The organism is Streptomyces sp. NPDC004065, assembly GCF_044903565.1.
Taxonomy (GTDB): Bacteria; Actinomycetota; Actinomycetes; order Streptomycetales; family Streptomycetaceae; genus Streptomyces.
In genome coordinates, this window is the sequence record NZ_JBJDQT010000002.1 from 144,024 (window position 1) to 158,144 (window position 14,121).

Below are 14,121 nucleotides of genomic sequence, written 5' to 3' on the forward strand. Positions count from 1 at the left end.
GCCCGCTCAGGGACGGCGCCAGTCGTCACCGGTCAGGTGCGAGCCGGCCATCGGGCCCATCCGCAGCATGCCGCCGTCCACGCTCCAGGACGCGCCGGTGACGTAGGAGGCGTCGGGTCCGGCCAGAAAGGCGATCACGGCCGCCACCTCGCGGGCGTCCCCCGGGCGGCCGAGCGGTACGCCGGGACGGTGCACGGTGTGCACGTCCGTGTCCTCCTGGCCGGTCATGGGCGTGGCGATCTCACCGGGCGCGACGGCGTTGACGGTGATGCCGTGCTCGGCCAGCTCCAGGGCCATGACCTGGGTGAGCAGCCCGAGGCCGCCCTTGGCCGCGCAGTACGGCGCGGCCCCGACCCGCGGCTGGTGCTCGTGGACGGAGGTGACGTTGACGATCCGGCCGCCGCCGCCCTGCGCGGTCATCCGCCGGGCCGCCCGCTGCCCGCACAGGAACGGCCCCACCAGGTCGACGTCCAGCACCTCGCGCACGTCGTCGAGGTTCAGGTCGAGGAAGGGCGTCGCGGTGCCCGTCCCGGCGTTGTTCACCAGGACGTCGATCCGGCCGAGCCGCTCGCACAGCTCGTCGAGGACGTCCGCGGCCTGAGGCAGCCGGGTGAGGTCCATCCGGGCGGTCTGCGCACGGCGGCCCTTGGCGCGCACCTCCCGCGCGGTGTCCTCGGCGCCCTGCTCGTCGCTGTGCCAGGTGATGCCGATGTCCAGGCCGGCCTCGGCCAGGCGGACGGCGGTGGCGCGGCCGATGCCCGAGTCCGCGCCGGTGATCACGGCCACCCCGGGGGTGGCGGAGGTGGGGGCGGGCATGACGTGCCTCCTGGGGGACGAACCTTTCCGACGGGTCATCGCAGGTACCCGGGGCGGTACCGGGCAAACCGCGGAGCCGCGCGGTGCGGCGGGCGTGCCGCCGGGGAACCCTGGGGGTGGAGGTGGCCATGGACCCCGTCGAGGCACTGGACCGGATCGCCTTCCTGCTGGAGCGGTCGCTGGCGCCGACGTACCGGGTGCGCGCCTTCCGCACCGCCGCCCGGGTGCTGTCCGCGCTGCCCGCCCAGGAGGTCGCCGAGCGGGCCTCGGCCGGCACGCTGGAGTCGCTCAAGGGCATCGGCCCGCGGACCGCGGAGGTGGTGCGCGAGGCACTGTCCGGGCGGGTGCCCGGATACCTCGTCAAGCTCCAGCAGGAGGCGCGCGAGCCGCTCGCCCGGGGCGGGGAGAAGCTGCGGGCCCTGCTGCGCGGCGACTGCCATCTGCACTCCGACTGGTCCGACGGCGGCAGCCCGATCGAGGAGATGGGCCGCACGGCCGCCCGCCTCGGGCACGAGTGGGCGGTGCTCACCGACCACTCGCCGCGGCTGACGGTCGCCCGCGGGCTGTCGCCGCAGCGGCTGCGCGAGCAGCTGGAGGTGGTGGCGGGGCTCAACGCGACGTGGGCGCCGTTCCGGCTGCTGACCGGGATCGAGTGCGACATCCTCGAGGACGGCTCGCTCGACCAGGAGGAGGAACTGCTTCGGCGGCTGGACGTCGTGGTGGTCTCGGTCCACTCCAAGCTGCGCATGGACGCCCGCTCGATGACCCGCCGGATGCTGGCCGCGGTGCGCAGCCCGCACTCCGACGTGCTCGGGCACTGCACCGGGCGGCTGGTGACCGGGCGGGGGCGGCCGGAGTCGGAGTTCGACGCGGACGCGGTGTTCGCGGCCTGCGCCGAGACCGGCACGGCCGTGGAGATCAACAGCCGCCCCGAGCGGCTGGACCCGCCGCGGCGCCTGCTGCGCCGGGCCGTCGAGGCGGGTGTGCTGTTCGCCGTCGACACCGACGCCCACGCGCCCGGCCAGCTGGACTGGCAGATCCACGGATGCGCGCGGGCCGAGGAGTGCGGGGTGCCGCCCGAACGCGTGGTGACCACCTGGTCCGCGGACGAGCTGCTGGACTGGGCGCGCCGGCGCCGTACGCCGTCCGGAGTGACGAGCGCCTGAACGCGGTACCCGTACGGGCCGGGAAAGGTCCCGGGAGGGCCGCCGGGGCCCGGAGCGAAAGGAACCAGGATGGACCGTGCCGCCGTGTTCGACGTCGACGGAACCCTCGTCGACACCAACCACCTCCATGTGATCACCTGGTGGGAGGCCTTCCGGCAGGCGGGGCACCACGTGCCCATGCACGCGATCCACCGGTCCGTGGGTCTGGGCTCCACCGACCTGATCGCGCACCTGCTCGGCGAGGACCGCGACCAGGAGGGGGACGCGGCGCTCAGCGCCGCCCACAAGACGCTGTACGCCCAGTACTTCGACCGGCTGCCCGCCCTGCGGGACGCCGGCCGGCTGCTGCGGCACCTGCACGAGGACGGCTGGACGGTGGTCCTCGCCACCTCGGCGAGCGGGGCCGAGCTGGGCGCGCTGCGCCGCGCCATCGACGCCGACGACGCCATCGCCGCCACGGCGAGCGCCGACGACGTGGCGGAGGGCAAGCCCTCGCCCGAGCCGGTGGAGCACGCCCTGGAACTGGCCGGGGTGCCCGCGGAGCGGGCCGTCCTCGTCGGCGACACCGTGTGGGACATGCGGGCCGGCACCCGGGCCGGGGTGCGCTGTGTGGGCGTGCTGTGCGGCGGCATCCCCCGCGCCGACCTGGAGGAGGCGGGCGCGGGGGCGGTCTACGACGACCCGGCGCACCTGCTGGCGTCGCTGGCGGACAGCCCGCTGGCCTGAGACCCGTCCGGCCCGGCGCGGGCCCGGGAACCCGCCGCAGGGTGTGCGCGGGGTGCGGTGGGTGCGGGTCGCGTCCGGCGGGCGGAGGGTGCGGGTCGCGTCCGGCGGGCGGTGGGTGCGGGTCGCGTCCGGCGGGCGGAGGGTGCGGGTCGCGCACGGCGAACGGTGGACGCGGGTCGCACGGCGAACGGTGGACGCGGGTCGCACGGCGAGCGGTGGACGCGGGCGGGCGTGGGGAGGCGCGGCCGGCGCCTGAGGGAGCCGGCGCGTGAGAGGGCCGGCGCGTGAGAGGTGCGTCACGTGCGGCGCAGGAGGCGTGATCCCTGGATACCCCCACCGCATGGCATGCGCGACCAAGGCTTCGGGACAGCAGACACGTGCGGCGGACCGGCCTGCCGGGGTGGGGCCGGTCCGGGCGGTGCGCGAGGAGGCCCGCGCGGTCGGGCGCTCGGTGCGGGCCGCCTGGCGGGGGCCGGGCCGGGAGCGGGACACGGTGATCCAGTCGCTCAAGGCGGCGGGAGCGGCGCTGCTGGCCTGGCTCGTGGCCAGGGTCTGGCTGGGCGACCCGATGGCGCTGATGGCGCCGTGGGTCGCGCTGGTCCTGGTGCAGGCGACGGTCTTCAGCTCGCTGCGGCAGGCGGTGCAGCAGTTCGCCGCGATCTGTACCGGGGCGCTGCTCGCCTCCTTCGCGCAGGCGGTCGCGGGCGGCACCACCGCGGCCCTGGCGCTGTGCGTACCGGTCCTGATGCTGCTGGCGAACTGGTCCCGCTTCGGCGACCAGGGGGTGTACGGCGCCACCACGGCCGTGTTCACGCTCGCCACGGGCAGCGTGTCCGCCGCGGCCGTCGGCCACCGGCTGGGGCAGGCGGCGCTCGGCGCGGTGATCGGGGTCGCCGTCAACGCGCTGGTCCTGCCGCCGATCCACCTGCGCGACGTCCGGGAGAACCTGGCCGCGCTGGCCCGCGAGGCCGCGGACGTCCTGCACGGCATCGCCGCCGACCTGGCCGGGGAGGACTGGGACGAGGGCACGGCGGCCGGCTGGTCGCGCCGTTCGGACCGGCTCGAGCAGCGGATGGCGGCGCTGCGCTCGGCCCGCGGCTGGAGCCGGGAGAGCCTGCGTCTGACCGGCCGCGCTCTGCGCAGGCTGCGCCGTGCGCCTGCCGCGGTGCCGCCCGAGGAGGAGGACGAGCGCTGGGGCCGGATCACCGGCCACATCAGGGCGCTCACCCGCACGCTGGCGGTCGCCACCGACGACGCGCGGGAGCCCAGCCCGCCCGAGGGCGCCGTCCTGCGGACGTACGGCCGGCTGCTGGAGCTGCTCGCCGAGGCGTGCCGTGCGGAGGCCGGGCGCCTCCTGGGCGGCGGACCGGGCGACAGGCCGGGCGACGGGCGGACCCCGGGCCCAGGTCCCGGCCCCGGTCCCGGCGGCGAGGGGCCGCGGGAACCGCGCGAGATGGCGGACCTGCACGCCCACGTCCAGCAGGCGCTGCGCGAGCACGCGGGGCGCGAGGCGGCCCGCGCCACGGTCCTCGGCTCGCTGCTGCTGCAGGCGGAGAACGTGTGGGCGGAGGTCGTCCCCGGCGCCGTCCGGCAGTGACGCGCGTCACCGCACGCGCGGGCCTCCGGCGGAACATCCGCAGGTGGTTCTCCGTTGAACAGACCGTGGGTGCGGATGGGACAGTGTCCCCGGGCCTCACCTATCGCCCACAGGGAAGATCGTTCGGCTGAAGCCCTGTGGAGCCCATCGCCGAGAGGCGACCGCCATCGGCGCCCACACCATGCCGCCCCGGCCGTGATTCCCCCGTCGCGGCCGGGGCTCTTTTCGTCCACGGCCCCGCCCGTCCGTTCGCTCTTTTTCGTATACGGCCTTCTTCGTATACGGCCCCACCCGTCGACCCGCGAGCCGTCCACCCGCGGGCCGTTCTCCCGCGAGCGGTCCACCCGCGAGCCGTCGATCCGCGGGTGTCGACCCGCCGGGGCGGGCGCTTGACTTCGAGAGCACTCCAATTCGTAGCGTTCCGGACATGAGCACTACGCCACAGCACAAGATCGGTTCGGGTTTCGGCGCCACCAGCACCGCCGACGACGTACTCCGGGGCATCGACCTCACCGGCAGGCTCGCGATCGTCACGGGCGGCTACTCGGGGCTGGGCCTGGAGACCACCCGTGCGCTGACGAAGGCGGGCACCCGGGTCGTCGTCCCCGCCCGCCGGCCCGGCGCCGCCCGCGAGGCGCTGGCCGGGATCGAGGGCGCCGAGGTGGACGAACTCGACCTCGGCGACCTGGACAGCGTCCGCGCCTTCGCCGAACGGTTCCTGGCCTCCGGCCGCACCGTCGACCTCCTCATCGGCAACGCCGGGATCATGGCCTGCCCGGAGACCCGGGTCGGCCCCGGCTGGGAGGCCCAGTTCGCCACCAACCACCTCGGGCACTTCGCCCTGGTCAACCGCCTGTGGCCGGCGATCGAGCCGGGCGGCGCCCGGGTGGTCTCGGTCTCCTCCCGCGGCCACCACATCTCGGGCGTCCGCTGGGACGACGTCCACTGGAAGCGGGGCTACGACAAGTGGGCCGCCTACGGCCAGGCCAAGACCGCGAACGTACTGTTCGCCGTCCACCTGGACCGGCTGGCCCGGGACGCCGGTGTGCGGGCCTTCGCCCTCCACCCGGGCGGCATCCTCACCCCGCTCCAGCGGCACCTGGCGAAGGAGGAGATGGTCGAGCGCGGCTGGATCGACGAGAGCGGCGAGCCGCTGAACCCGGAGGGGTTCAAGACGCCCGAGCAGGGCGCCGCCACCCAGGTCTGGGCGGCCACTTCCCCGCAGCTGGAGGGACTGGGCGGCGTCTACCTGGAGGACTGCGACATCACCGAGCCCACCCGGGAGGGGGACGAGGGGCGGTCCGGGGTCAAGTCCTGGGCCACCGACCCGGACCAGGCCGCCCGCCTGTGGGAGCTGTCGGCCGAACTGACCGGGGTGGACGCGTTCGCCGGCCGGTAGCGGCCCGTCCGCGCGGGCCGCGCCCCGGACCGCGCGGGCCGCGCCGGCCGCACCGGACGACGCCGGCCTCAGTCGTCGCCGTCGTCCGGTGCGGCGGGAGCCGGGTCCTCCTCGCCGACCGTGTACGTGTCCTTGACCTTCACCTCGGACACCCCGCGGCCCTCGGCGAACACCTGGCGCCAGTCCCCGATCACGTGCAGCTCGTCGGTGCCCATCGCGCGCACCGGCAGCAGACCCGCCTCGTACGCCTTGTACGCCTTCATCCAGAGGTTCGCGAAGGCCTGGGAACGGATGAGGTGCATCCAGTCGGGGCGGTACAGCTCCCGGTTGTAGTGGGACTCCCCCATCGTCGAGACGAACTTGGAGTACATCGCCTTGACGTACTCCAGCGTCACCTCGTCGTCCTCGGCGATCGCCCGGTCGCGCGCGTCCTTGAGCGCGACGCGGAACTTCTCCAGCAGGTTCTCCGTCGCGCCGGAGGTGAACGACTCGTGGATCTCGGGTGGTTCGCACAGGCCGTACTTCGGTCCGGACAGCCGCAGCAGCAGCCGCAGCGTCGGTTCCGTCACCCACAGCGGGCCGGGCTCGTCGCGGCTGCCGATCGGGTTGGGCAGGTCGGCGTCGTGCTCCCAGACCGGCGGCGTGATCAGGTGCACGCCGGCCCGGCGGCGGTCGTGCGCGAACCCGGTGGAGTGCTCCAGCTGCCCGATCGGCAGATGGGTCTTGAGCGCCGAGAGATAGGCGCCGTTGACGTCCAGCGCGGTCACCAGGTGGCTGCCGGGCGGGAGTTCGCGCCGGGCCCACTTGGGCCGGGCCTCCCAGATGTGGTCCGCCCCGCGGGAGCTCTGCTTGCGCAGCACGTCCGGCAGCCAGGGGTGCGCGACGACGTCGTACCGGCCGCCCTTGCGGGTCTCGTCCAGCAGCGCCATCGCGTCCGGGATGGCCCGCCTGACCAGTTCGGCGGTGGCCGCCTCCATGTCCCCCTCGTGCCGCGCCAGCGCGGCGGCGACCGCCTGGCCGATCAGGTCGGGGCTGTCGGACGCGGCCCGCAGACGGCGCCCGGCGGGCACCACCTGGACGGGCCCGCCGGACCGGGCCGGCCCGCCCGGCCCTGCCGGACGGCCGCCGATCCCCGCGGTCGCGGGCCGGCCCCGCCGTGCGGCCCCGGCGGCGGGGGCGGTCCGGGCGGACGGGCCGGGGGAGGCGGTCCCGGAGGACGGTGCGGACGGCACGGAGGGGGCCGCCGGGGCCTGGGAGGGCTGGGAGGCCGGCGGGGCGGGGGTGCGGCACTCGGCGGGGTCCAGGTGCTGGGGGAAGCCGGCGACCTGGTGGTGTGCGGGGGCGCCGCAGAGCACGCAGGGGCGGGGGGCGGCGAGCACCTCGACGTCGTCGGGGACGGCCGCGTCCGGCACCCACGGCGGCCGCCCGGCCCCCGGGCCCCCGACTCCAGCCCCGGCCGTCCCTGTCCCGGCCGTCCCGGTGCCGGCTGTTCCGGTCCCGGCCGTCCCGGTCCCGGCTGTCCCGGTCCCGGCTGTTCCTGTTCCGGCCGTCCCTGCCGCGTCCGTCTGTGCCGCTTTCGTCCCCGCCCCGGACTCGGCTCCCGGTCCGACACCGGTTCCGGCTCCGGCTACGGCTCCGGTTCCGACTACGGCCTCCGTGCTCGCCTGTGCCTGGGCCCCGGCCTCCGCGTCCGCCTCGGCCGTCGCCCGGGCGCCGGGCTTCTCCGGACCGGCGGCGCGCTCCTCAAGCCGGGTGCGCGCCCCCTCGAGGAAGTACGCGTACTTCTCGCGTGCCTCGCCCGCCGGGTCCCGGCCGGCCTCCCAGCCGCCCACCGTGGACGGGCTCACCCCGAGGGCGCGGGCCACCTGGGCGCGGGAGAGCCCGAGGCGCTCGCGCAGGTCCCGGCGCTCCCCGGCCGCGGGCAGCGGCACCTCCTGGCGGGCGCCGGCCAGCAGCGCGTCGATCGCGTCGAAGTCCTTCATCGGGCCGCCCTCCCCCGGTCGTCGCGGCGCCGCCGCGCGGGCAGGCACTCGTAGGCCCGGGTCGGTCCGGCCAGCAGATCGAGCACGTCGATGCCGAAGTGCGCGGCGAGGACGTCGCAGTCGGCGAGGCTCCACTGAGCGCTGCCGGACTGACGGCGGCTCACCTGGGCCTGGCTCACCCCGAGCGCCACGGCGAGGTCCGCCTGCGACTCACCCGTGGCGTGCATCAGGGCCGCGACCGACGACCTCACCCGTTCTCCCAAGGACAGTCCCACAGCGCGCACTCTACCTGGCGGCATACGCCATCCGCATGGACCTTGCCGCTCACGCATGCCCCGCATGCCCCGCTCGCGCATGTCCGGGACCGCGCACGGCCGGCCGCGTTCAGCCGGCGCCCACCGGGTACTCGGGCCGCGCACGGGCAGCCGTCGGGAAAGGAGCCGAAGGTGAGCAGCGCGTCGGGCAGCAGGGTGGTCGTCACGGGCGCCACCGGCAATGTGGGCACGAGTGTCGTACGCCTTCTCTCGGAGGATCCGGAGGTGGCCTCGGTGCGGGGTCTGGCCCGCCGGATCCCGCGGTGGTCGCCGCCGCGGACGGAGTGGGCGGCGGTGGACGTGGCGTCCGAGCAGGCCCCGCTGGCCGAGGAGTTCGAGGGCGCCGACGCGGTGATCCACCTCGCCTGGGCGTTCCAGCCGACCCACGATCCGGCGACGACGTGGAACACCAATGTGCTGGGCAGCATCCGCGTGTTCGAGGCGGTGGCCGCCGCTCGGGTGCCGGTCCTGGTGCACGCCTCCTCCGTCGGCGCGTACTCCCCGGGGCCGAAGGACCGCCCGGTCGACGAGTCCTGGCCGACGCACGGCTGGCCGGACGCCGCCTACACCCGGGAGAAGGCGTATCTGGAACGCGTCCTGGACGTCTTCGAGCGGGACCACCCGGACGTCCGGGTGGTACGCATGCGTCCCGGCTTCCTCTTCAAACGGGAGTCGGCGAGCGAGCAGCGCCGCATCTTCGGCGGCAAGTTCCTGCCGGGACCGCTGGCGCGGCCCGAACTGCTGCCGTTCCTGCCGGACATCCCGGGTCTGCGGGTGCAGGTGCTGCACACGGACGACGGGGCGCGGGCCTACCAGCTCGCCCTGCGCCACGAGGTGCGCGGGGCCTTCAACCTGGCCGCCGACCCGCCGCTCGACGCCCGGGTGCTGAGCGAGATGCTGGACGCGAAGCCGGTGCGTCTGCCGCGCGGCGCGGTCCGCTCGGCGATCGCCGCGGCGTGGGGGCTGCACCTGCTCCCCGCCTCGCCCCACCTGTTCGACGCGGTCCTGCGCCTGCCGCTGCTGGACTGCACCCGCGCCCGCACCGAGCTGGGCTGGACCCCGGATCGCACGGCGACCGAGGTGCTGCAGGAGCTCTTGGAGGGCCTGCGGCAGGGCGAGGGCGCGGACACGGAACCCCTGCGGGGCCGCAAGGTCGGCTGAGGAGGCCGGGCTTCCGGCGACGGCGGTCGCGACGATGGCCGGCCGGTGGCCGCCGGCCGGCCGCCGCGGGCACCACTGGCTTCGCGACGACCACCGGCCTCCTTCAGGGCGACCACGGCCTTCGGGGTCGGGAGACCGTTGGCCGCCGGCCGGCCTTTGCCGCGCGGGGTCGGGAGCCGGACATCGCGGATCGGTCACAGGCCGAGGGGCCGGTCGCGGGCCCAGGGACCGGTCGCGGACCGAGGTCGGGAGTGGACGGTGGCCGTCAGTCGGACGGCTCCTGCGGGACGGGGTGTTCGGGGTGCACGGTCCCCTGCTCCGGGGCGCCGCGCGGCCCGCTGCCCGCCTCGTCGGTGCCGGGCGCGGCGTCCGGCCCGGACCCGTCGTCCTCGGAGCCGTTCCCCCCGTCCGGTTCCCGCACCGGGGCGGCGTCCCAGGGGTCCTCGCCCTCGCGGACCTGCTGGTCGGGCATGTCCCGGGGAACGGGCGCGCCGTTCTCGCCGGGTGCTTCACGGCGGTGATCGGTCACGGCGTACTCCCTTCTGGTCGCGGCCCACGCGCGAGTACCTCCGGGGCGGCCCGCGAAACCCGGGCGCCGGACGGCCGCGCGGAGTCAGCCACGCAGCCGCAGCGCCCGCATCTGCTCCGCCATCGGGCCGAGGCCGACGTCCTGCCGCCGCTCGTCGAGGGTCTCCGGTCGCCGCACGGGGTACGGGCGCAGGGTCGCCGGGTCGATCCGGGTGCCGTAGAACTGCGGCTCGCCCAGTTCCACGGCGCAGTGGTCGGCGATGTAGGCGAGGTGGACCGGGGGGCAGCGGCCGTCCGCCGCGGCCCGGGCGATCAGATCCCGGCAGTGGAGCCGGAAGTCCAGGTCCGGGGCGTGCAGCAGGATCATCAGCGCGGCCGTGGACGCGGCGGCGCCGACGAGCTCGGCGTCCGGCCAGCCGTGCCGCCGCACGATCAGCGCGAGTGCCTCGGCGTTGTCCCGGTGGCAGCGTTCGACCTCGCGCCGGCGCTCCGGCGTGGGGGCGGCGGCCGTCCCGCGGACCAGATCGCGGTCCTCGCCGGCCCTGCGCACCAGCTCGGCCGCCAGGGCGCGGGCGAGCGCCCGCGTCGGCGGCGACACGCCGCGCTCCCCACGGGGGGCCTCCTCCACGGGCGGGCAGGACGCGTCCCCTGCGGGCGAGCAGGGTGGGCAGGACGCCTCCCGCCCGGCCCCGCAGGACGCCTCCTCCCCCGGCGGGCAAGGCGGGCAGGACGCCTCCCGCCCGCGCGGGCGGGACGGGCGGGACGGCGCCTCCCGCTCAGGCAGGCAGGACGCCTCCTCCGCGGGCGGACTGGACGGGCGGGACGGCGCCTCCCGCCCGGCCCCCCGGGATGCCTCCTCCCCCGGCGGGCAGGGCAGACAGGACGCCTCCCGCCCGCGCGGGCGGGACTCCTCGCCCACGGGTGCGCCAGGCGCCGTGCCCACCGTCGCGGCGGCCGGCGACGACGACGGCGACGGCGCGACGGCCGACGACGGCGCGGCGGTCGGCGACGGCGCGGTGCCCGCAAGCCCGCGCGCCTCCGTCGCCGTACCCGCCGCTGCCCCTTCCGCTTCCGCCTCCGCCGTCCTCCCCGCGTGCGCCGCACGCGCCGGGCGCGCCGCACCCTTCGCCGGCGCGATGCCCGTACCGCCCCGCACGCCCCGCGCGGGCCGTTCCGGCCTCGGCGCCGCGGCCGCGGCCGTGGCCGTGGCCGTGTGCGGCACCTGTCCGTGCGGCGGTGCCGCCGCCGGGGTCCGGGAGGAGGCGGGCGCGCGCCCGGGCACGGCGTCCGCGCCGGGCGCCGTGCCCTTGTGCCCGCCCGCGCCCGCGCCCTCGGCCGGGCGGCCGCCGGGGCGCTCAGCCGGATCGATCATGGTGCCGCACCCCGTCGCCGTAACGTGAACCACACTCTCTTGCCCGCACCCGCACCCGCGCCCGCGTCCTCGGGCGGGGCCGTCCCCCACTCGTCGGTCAGCGCGGCGACGATGGCCAGTCCGCGCCCCGACTCCGCGGCCGGGTCGGCGGGGTCCGCCGCACCCGGGCACGGGCACCCGGGCGAAGGGTCGGCGACCGTCACGCGCAGGGTGCCCGCACTCCACTCGATGGTGACGGTGACCTTGTCGCCGGGTCCGGTGCCCGCGTGCTTGACGGCGTTGGCGAACAGCTCGTCCGTCGCGAGGACCGCGCTGTCGCGGTCGTCGGCCGGCAACGGCAGCTCCGCGAGGTGGTCGGCCACCAGCCGCCGTACGGCAGCGGCCCAGGAGGGGTCCGCGGGCACGGTGGAGCGCACGCGCAGGGGTTCCCCGGCGGCGGACCCCACGCCCTCCGCCCGCCCGGCGGGTGCGCCGCCCGCCGTACCGTCCCCGGCCCGGGCCGGTGCCGCCGCCCGTGCCGCCGCTGGTGCCGGTGCCGGTGCCCCTGAGGGCGACGGGCCGCGGCGGTACGCCCAGGAAGGCGTCATCGGTCCTCCTCGGGATGCGGCGCCGGGGGCGGCGGCGGACCGCCGGCGCAGCCGCGCGCGGGCTCCCGCGCGGTACGCGCTCCTCGGCTGTCCGTCGGTCACGGTGGCCATCCAGGTCTCGCTCGCGGTGGTGTGCGGCCGGGGCCGGGCGCCCCACGGGTTCCGCGTCTGCCGGAACGTCAGTTCCGTTGCCGGTGCCCCCGGTTGACCGTCGGCGCGACGGCCCCCGCGGCAGCGCCTGCGGTCACTATGGTCGCGTACACACGCGGATCGCAACCTGCGTTCTGATAATTTCAGAACGCCCGCATCACCCTGTCCGTGTCGGCGGCGCCGTGGCAGACTGCACGCTGTGACGGCCGCACCGGGAGGCAGGACGTGAGGGAGAACCGCTCCGGCGGCAGCGCGCCCACCGTCCTGCGGATGGTCCTCGGCAAGCGCCTGAAGCAGCTGCGGGAACAGGCCGGCGTGTCCTTCGAGGAGGCGGCGCGCGCACTGGAAGTGACCCCGCTGACGGTCCGCCGGATAGAGAAGGCCGAGGTCGGGCTGCGCATCCCGTACGTCAGGGAGCTGCTGCGCACCTACGGGGTGCCCGCGGCGGAGACCGAGGACTTCCTCGCGCTGGCGCGGGAGGCCAACCGGCCGGGCTGGTGGTACAAGTACCGCGACGTGCTGCCGGAGTGGTTCAAGGCGTACGTGAGCCTGGAGAGCGAGGCCAGCGTCATCCGCCTCTACGAACCCCACTACGTCCCCGGCCTGTTGCAGACCCACGACTACGCCGCCGCCCTGATGCGGGTCGGCTTCCCCAACGAGTCGAAGGACGAGATCGACCGGCGCGTGGACCTGCGGCTCCGACGCCAGGAACTGCTGGCCAAACCGGAGGCGCCGGCCGTGTGGGCCATCGTCGACGAGACGGTGCTGCGCCGTCCCGTCGGCGGCCGGGAGGTGATGCGGGCCCAGATCGACCGGCTGGCCGAGGCGCTGGAGATGCCGAAGGTGCGGATCCAGGTCATGCGCTTCTCCGTCGGGGCGCACCCGGGCGCCTACGGCCCCTTCCACCACTTCCGCTTCGGCTTCTCCGAACTGCCCGACATCGTCTACACGGAGAACCTCGCGGGCTCGGTCTACTACGACCGCCCCGAGGACGTCGTCGCCTATCTCGAAGTACTGGACCGGATGTCCGTGCAGGCGGAGCCGGTCGCACGGACCAGGGAGATCCTCAGCGAACTGCGCAAGGAGTTGTGATCATGGAATTCACCGCGGCCAACGGCCCCGTCCGCAACGGCATGCCCGCCGGCGACCTGGGCAGCGAGGGCTGGCACAAGCCCTGGAGCGGCACCAACGGCGGCTCCTGCGTCGAGGCCAAGCGGCTGCCCGACGGCCGCGTCGCCTTCCGCCAGTCCACCGACCCCGACGGACCGGCCCTGGTCTACACCCGCGACGAGATGATCAGTTTCCTCCGGGGCGCCAAGGCGGGCCTGGCGGACTTCCTGGTCGACTGAAAAGCACCCCTCGCGCGGCGGCCCCGCGGCCGTCCCGCTCCCGGCATTCCCAACTCACGCCACTGAAACGGATGTTGACGCTAGCGTGGAGTCACACGGCGTGACGCACGGCAGGAGACCTCCATGGCAGACGACCGGCCCACCACCGACCAGGACGCCCTGTCCAAGATCGACACCACGGTGCCGCACTCGGCCCGGATCTGGAACTACTGGATGGGCGGAAAGGACAACTACGAGGTCGACCGCATCGCGGGCGACGCCTACCGCGAGCACGCGCCGACCATCGAGACCATGGCGCGCGCCTCGCGCCAGTACCTGATCCGGGCCGTGACGCACGTGGCCGGCGCGTGCGGCGTGCGCCAGTTCCTCGACATCGGCACCGGGCTGCCCACCTACGACAACACCCACCAGGTGGCCCAGCGCGTCGCCCCCGGTGCACGCATCGTCTACGTCGACAACGACCCGCTGGTGCTGCGTCACGCCGAGGCGCTGCTCACCTCCACGCCGGAGGGGGTCACCGAGTACCTCGACGCGGACCTGCACGAGCCCGAGGTGATCCTTGAACGGGCGGGCAAGATCCTGGACTTCGGCCGGCCGGTCGCCCTGATGCTGATGGGCATCCTGGGGCATGTCCAGGACTACGAGGAGGCGAAGTCCATCGTCCGCCGGCTGCAGGCGGCGCTGTGCCCCGGCAGCTACTTCGTCCACTACGACAGCACCGACACCGACCAGTCCCTCAAGGAGGCCCAGCAGGGCTACGACGACACCGGCGCGGTCCCCTACGTCCTGCGCAGCCCGGAACAGCTGGCCGCCTACTACGAGGGCCTGGAACTGCTCGAGCCCGGCATCGTCTCCTGCCCCCTGTGGCGCCCTGAGCCGGGCAGCGCACCCGAGCCCACGGACATCTACGGCGGCGTGGCCCGCAAACCCTGACGGAGCGGCCGGGCATCGAGGGCCGGCCCAGCCCGTTCCGG

Annotated in this window: 14 protein-coding genes; 8 read left to right on the plus strand and 6 right to left on the minus strand. The window is 75.7% G+C overall.

Annotated features, from left to right (window positions below; all coding sequences use genetic code 11):
• Positions 1 to 6: 6 nt before the first annotated feature.
• Positions 7 to 816 carry an SDR family oxidoreductase gene (locus ACI2LW_RS04575; RefSeq protein ID WP_404729653.1) on the minus strand — a complete coding sequence of 270 codons (810 nt, stop codon included), beginning with the start codon at positions 814 to 816 and terminating at the stop codon, positions 7 to 9.
• A gap of 128 nt (positions 817 to 944) precedes the next feature.
• On the opposite strand from ACI2LW_RS04575, the gene ACI2LW_RS04580 reads away from it, so the two are divergent.
• The 4 genes from ACI2LW_RS04580 to ACI2LW_RS04595 all read left to right on the plus strand — a co-directional run bounded on the left by ACI2LW_RS04580 (position 945) and on the right by ACI2LW_RS04595 (position 5,704).
• A complete protein-coding gene (locus tag ACI2LW_RS04580; protein ID WP_404729654.1) occupies positions 945 to 1,982 on the plus strand; it encodes a PHP domain-containing protein in 1,038 nt (345 codons plus the stop codon).
• Positions 1,983 to 2,051: 69 nt separating this feature from the next.
• Positions 2,052 to 2,708: an HAD family hydrolase gene (locus ACI2LW_RS04585; protein ID WP_404729655.1), complete on the plus strand. Its 657-nt coding sequence runs from the start codon at positions 2,052 to 2,054 to the stop codon at positions 2,706 to 2,708.
• Positions 2,709 to 3,048: 340 nt separating this feature from the next.
• Entirely contained in the window at positions 3,049 to 4,305 is a 1,257-nt protein-coding gene (locus ACI2LW_RS04590) for an aromatic acid exporter family protein (protein WP_404729656.1), read from the plus strand.
• Positions 4,306 to 4,732: 427 nt separating this feature from the next.
• Positions 4,733 to 5,704: an SDR family NAD(P)-dependent oxidoreductase gene (locus ACI2LW_RS04595; protein WP_404729657.1), complete on the plus strand. Its 972-nt coding sequence runs from the start codon at positions 4,733 to 4,735 to the stop codon at positions 5,702 to 5,704.
• A 68-nt stretch (positions 5,705 to 5,772) separates the two neighbouring features.
• On the opposite strand, the gene ACI2LW_RS04600 is transcribed toward ACI2LW_RS04595, so the two are convergent.
• Together ACI2LW_RS04600 and ACI2LW_RS04605 are read right to left on the minus strand one after the other, a co-directional pair.
• A complete protein-coding gene (locus ACI2LW_RS04600) occupies positions 5,773 to 7,686 on the minus strand; it encodes a helix-turn-helix domain-containing protein (protein WP_404729658.1) in 1,914 nt (637 codons plus the stop codon).
• Positions 7,683 to 7,961: a helix-turn-helix domain-containing protein gene (locus ACI2LW_RS04605; protein ID WP_404729659.1), complete on the minus strand. Its 279-nt coding sequence runs from the start codon at positions 7,959 to 7,961 to the stop codon at positions 7,683 to 7,685. The genes ACI2LW_RS04600 and ACI2LW_RS04605 overlap by 4 nt, the downstream gene beginning before the upstream one ends.
• A 171-nt stretch (positions 7,962 to 8,132) precedes the next feature.
• On the opposite strand from ACI2LW_RS04605, the gene ACI2LW_RS04610 reads away from it, so the two are divergent.
• Positions 8,133 to 9,161, plus strand: coding sequence for an SDR family oxidoreductase (locus ACI2LW_RS04610; RefSeq protein ID WP_404729660.1), 1,029 nt, complete (start codon positions 8,133 to 8,135; stop codon positions 9,159 to 9,161).
• Between the two features lie 265 nt (positions 9,162 to 9,426).
• On the opposite strand, the gene ACI2LW_RS04615 is transcribed toward ACI2LW_RS04610, so the two are convergent.
• From ACI2LW_RS04615 to ACI2LW_RS04625, 3 genes are all read right to left on the minus strand, one after another.
• Entirely contained in the window at positions 9,427 to 9,690 is a 264-nt protein-coding gene (locus ACI2LW_RS04615) for a hypothetical protein (RefSeq protein ID WP_404729661.1), read from the minus strand.
• Positions 9,691 to 9,774: 84 nt separating this feature from the next.
• The gene (locus tag ACI2LW_RS04620) at positions 9,775 to 10,287 is read right to left on the minus strand and encodes a DUF6624 domain-containing protein (protein WP_404729662.1); all 513 of its coding nucleotides are present in this window, start codon (positions 10,285 to 10,287) and stop codon (positions 9,775 to 9,777) included.
• Positions 10,288 to 11,057: 770 nt separating this feature from the next.
• Positions 11,058 to 11,477, minus strand: coding sequence for an ATP-binding protein (locus ACI2LW_RS04625; RefSeq protein WP_404729663.1), 420 nt, complete (start codon positions 11,475 to 11,477; stop codon positions 11,058 to 11,060).
• Between the two features lie 591 nt (positions 11,478 to 12,068).
• On the opposite strand from ACI2LW_RS04625, the gene ACI2LW_RS04630 reads away from it, so the two are divergent.
• The 3 genes from ACI2LW_RS04630 to ACI2LW_RS04640 all read left to right on the plus strand — a co-directional run bounded on the left by ACI2LW_RS04630 (position 12,069) and on the right by ACI2LW_RS04640 (position 14,080).
• A complete protein-coding gene (locus tag ACI2LW_RS04630) occupies positions 12,069 to 12,890 on the plus strand; it encodes a helix-turn-helix domain-containing protein (RefSeq protein WP_404729953.1) in 822 nt (273 codons plus the stop codon).
• A 2-nt stretch (positions 12,891 to 12,892) separates the two neighbouring features.
• On the plus strand, positions 12,893 to 13,147 hold the full coding sequence (locus ACI2LW_RS04635; RefSeq protein WP_404729664.1) for a DUF397 domain-containing protein: 255 nt from the start codon (positions 12,893 to 12,895) through the stop codon (positions 13,145 to 13,147).
• 123 nt (positions 13,148 to 13,270) lie between these two features.
• The gene (locus ACI2LW_RS04640; protein ID WP_404729665.1) at positions 13,271 to 14,080 is read left to right on the plus strand and encodes an SAM-dependent methyltransferase; all 810 of its coding nucleotides are present in this window, start codon (positions 13,271 to 13,273) and stop codon (positions 14,078 to 14,080) included.
• Positions 14,081 to 14,121 lie beyond the last annotated feature (41 nt).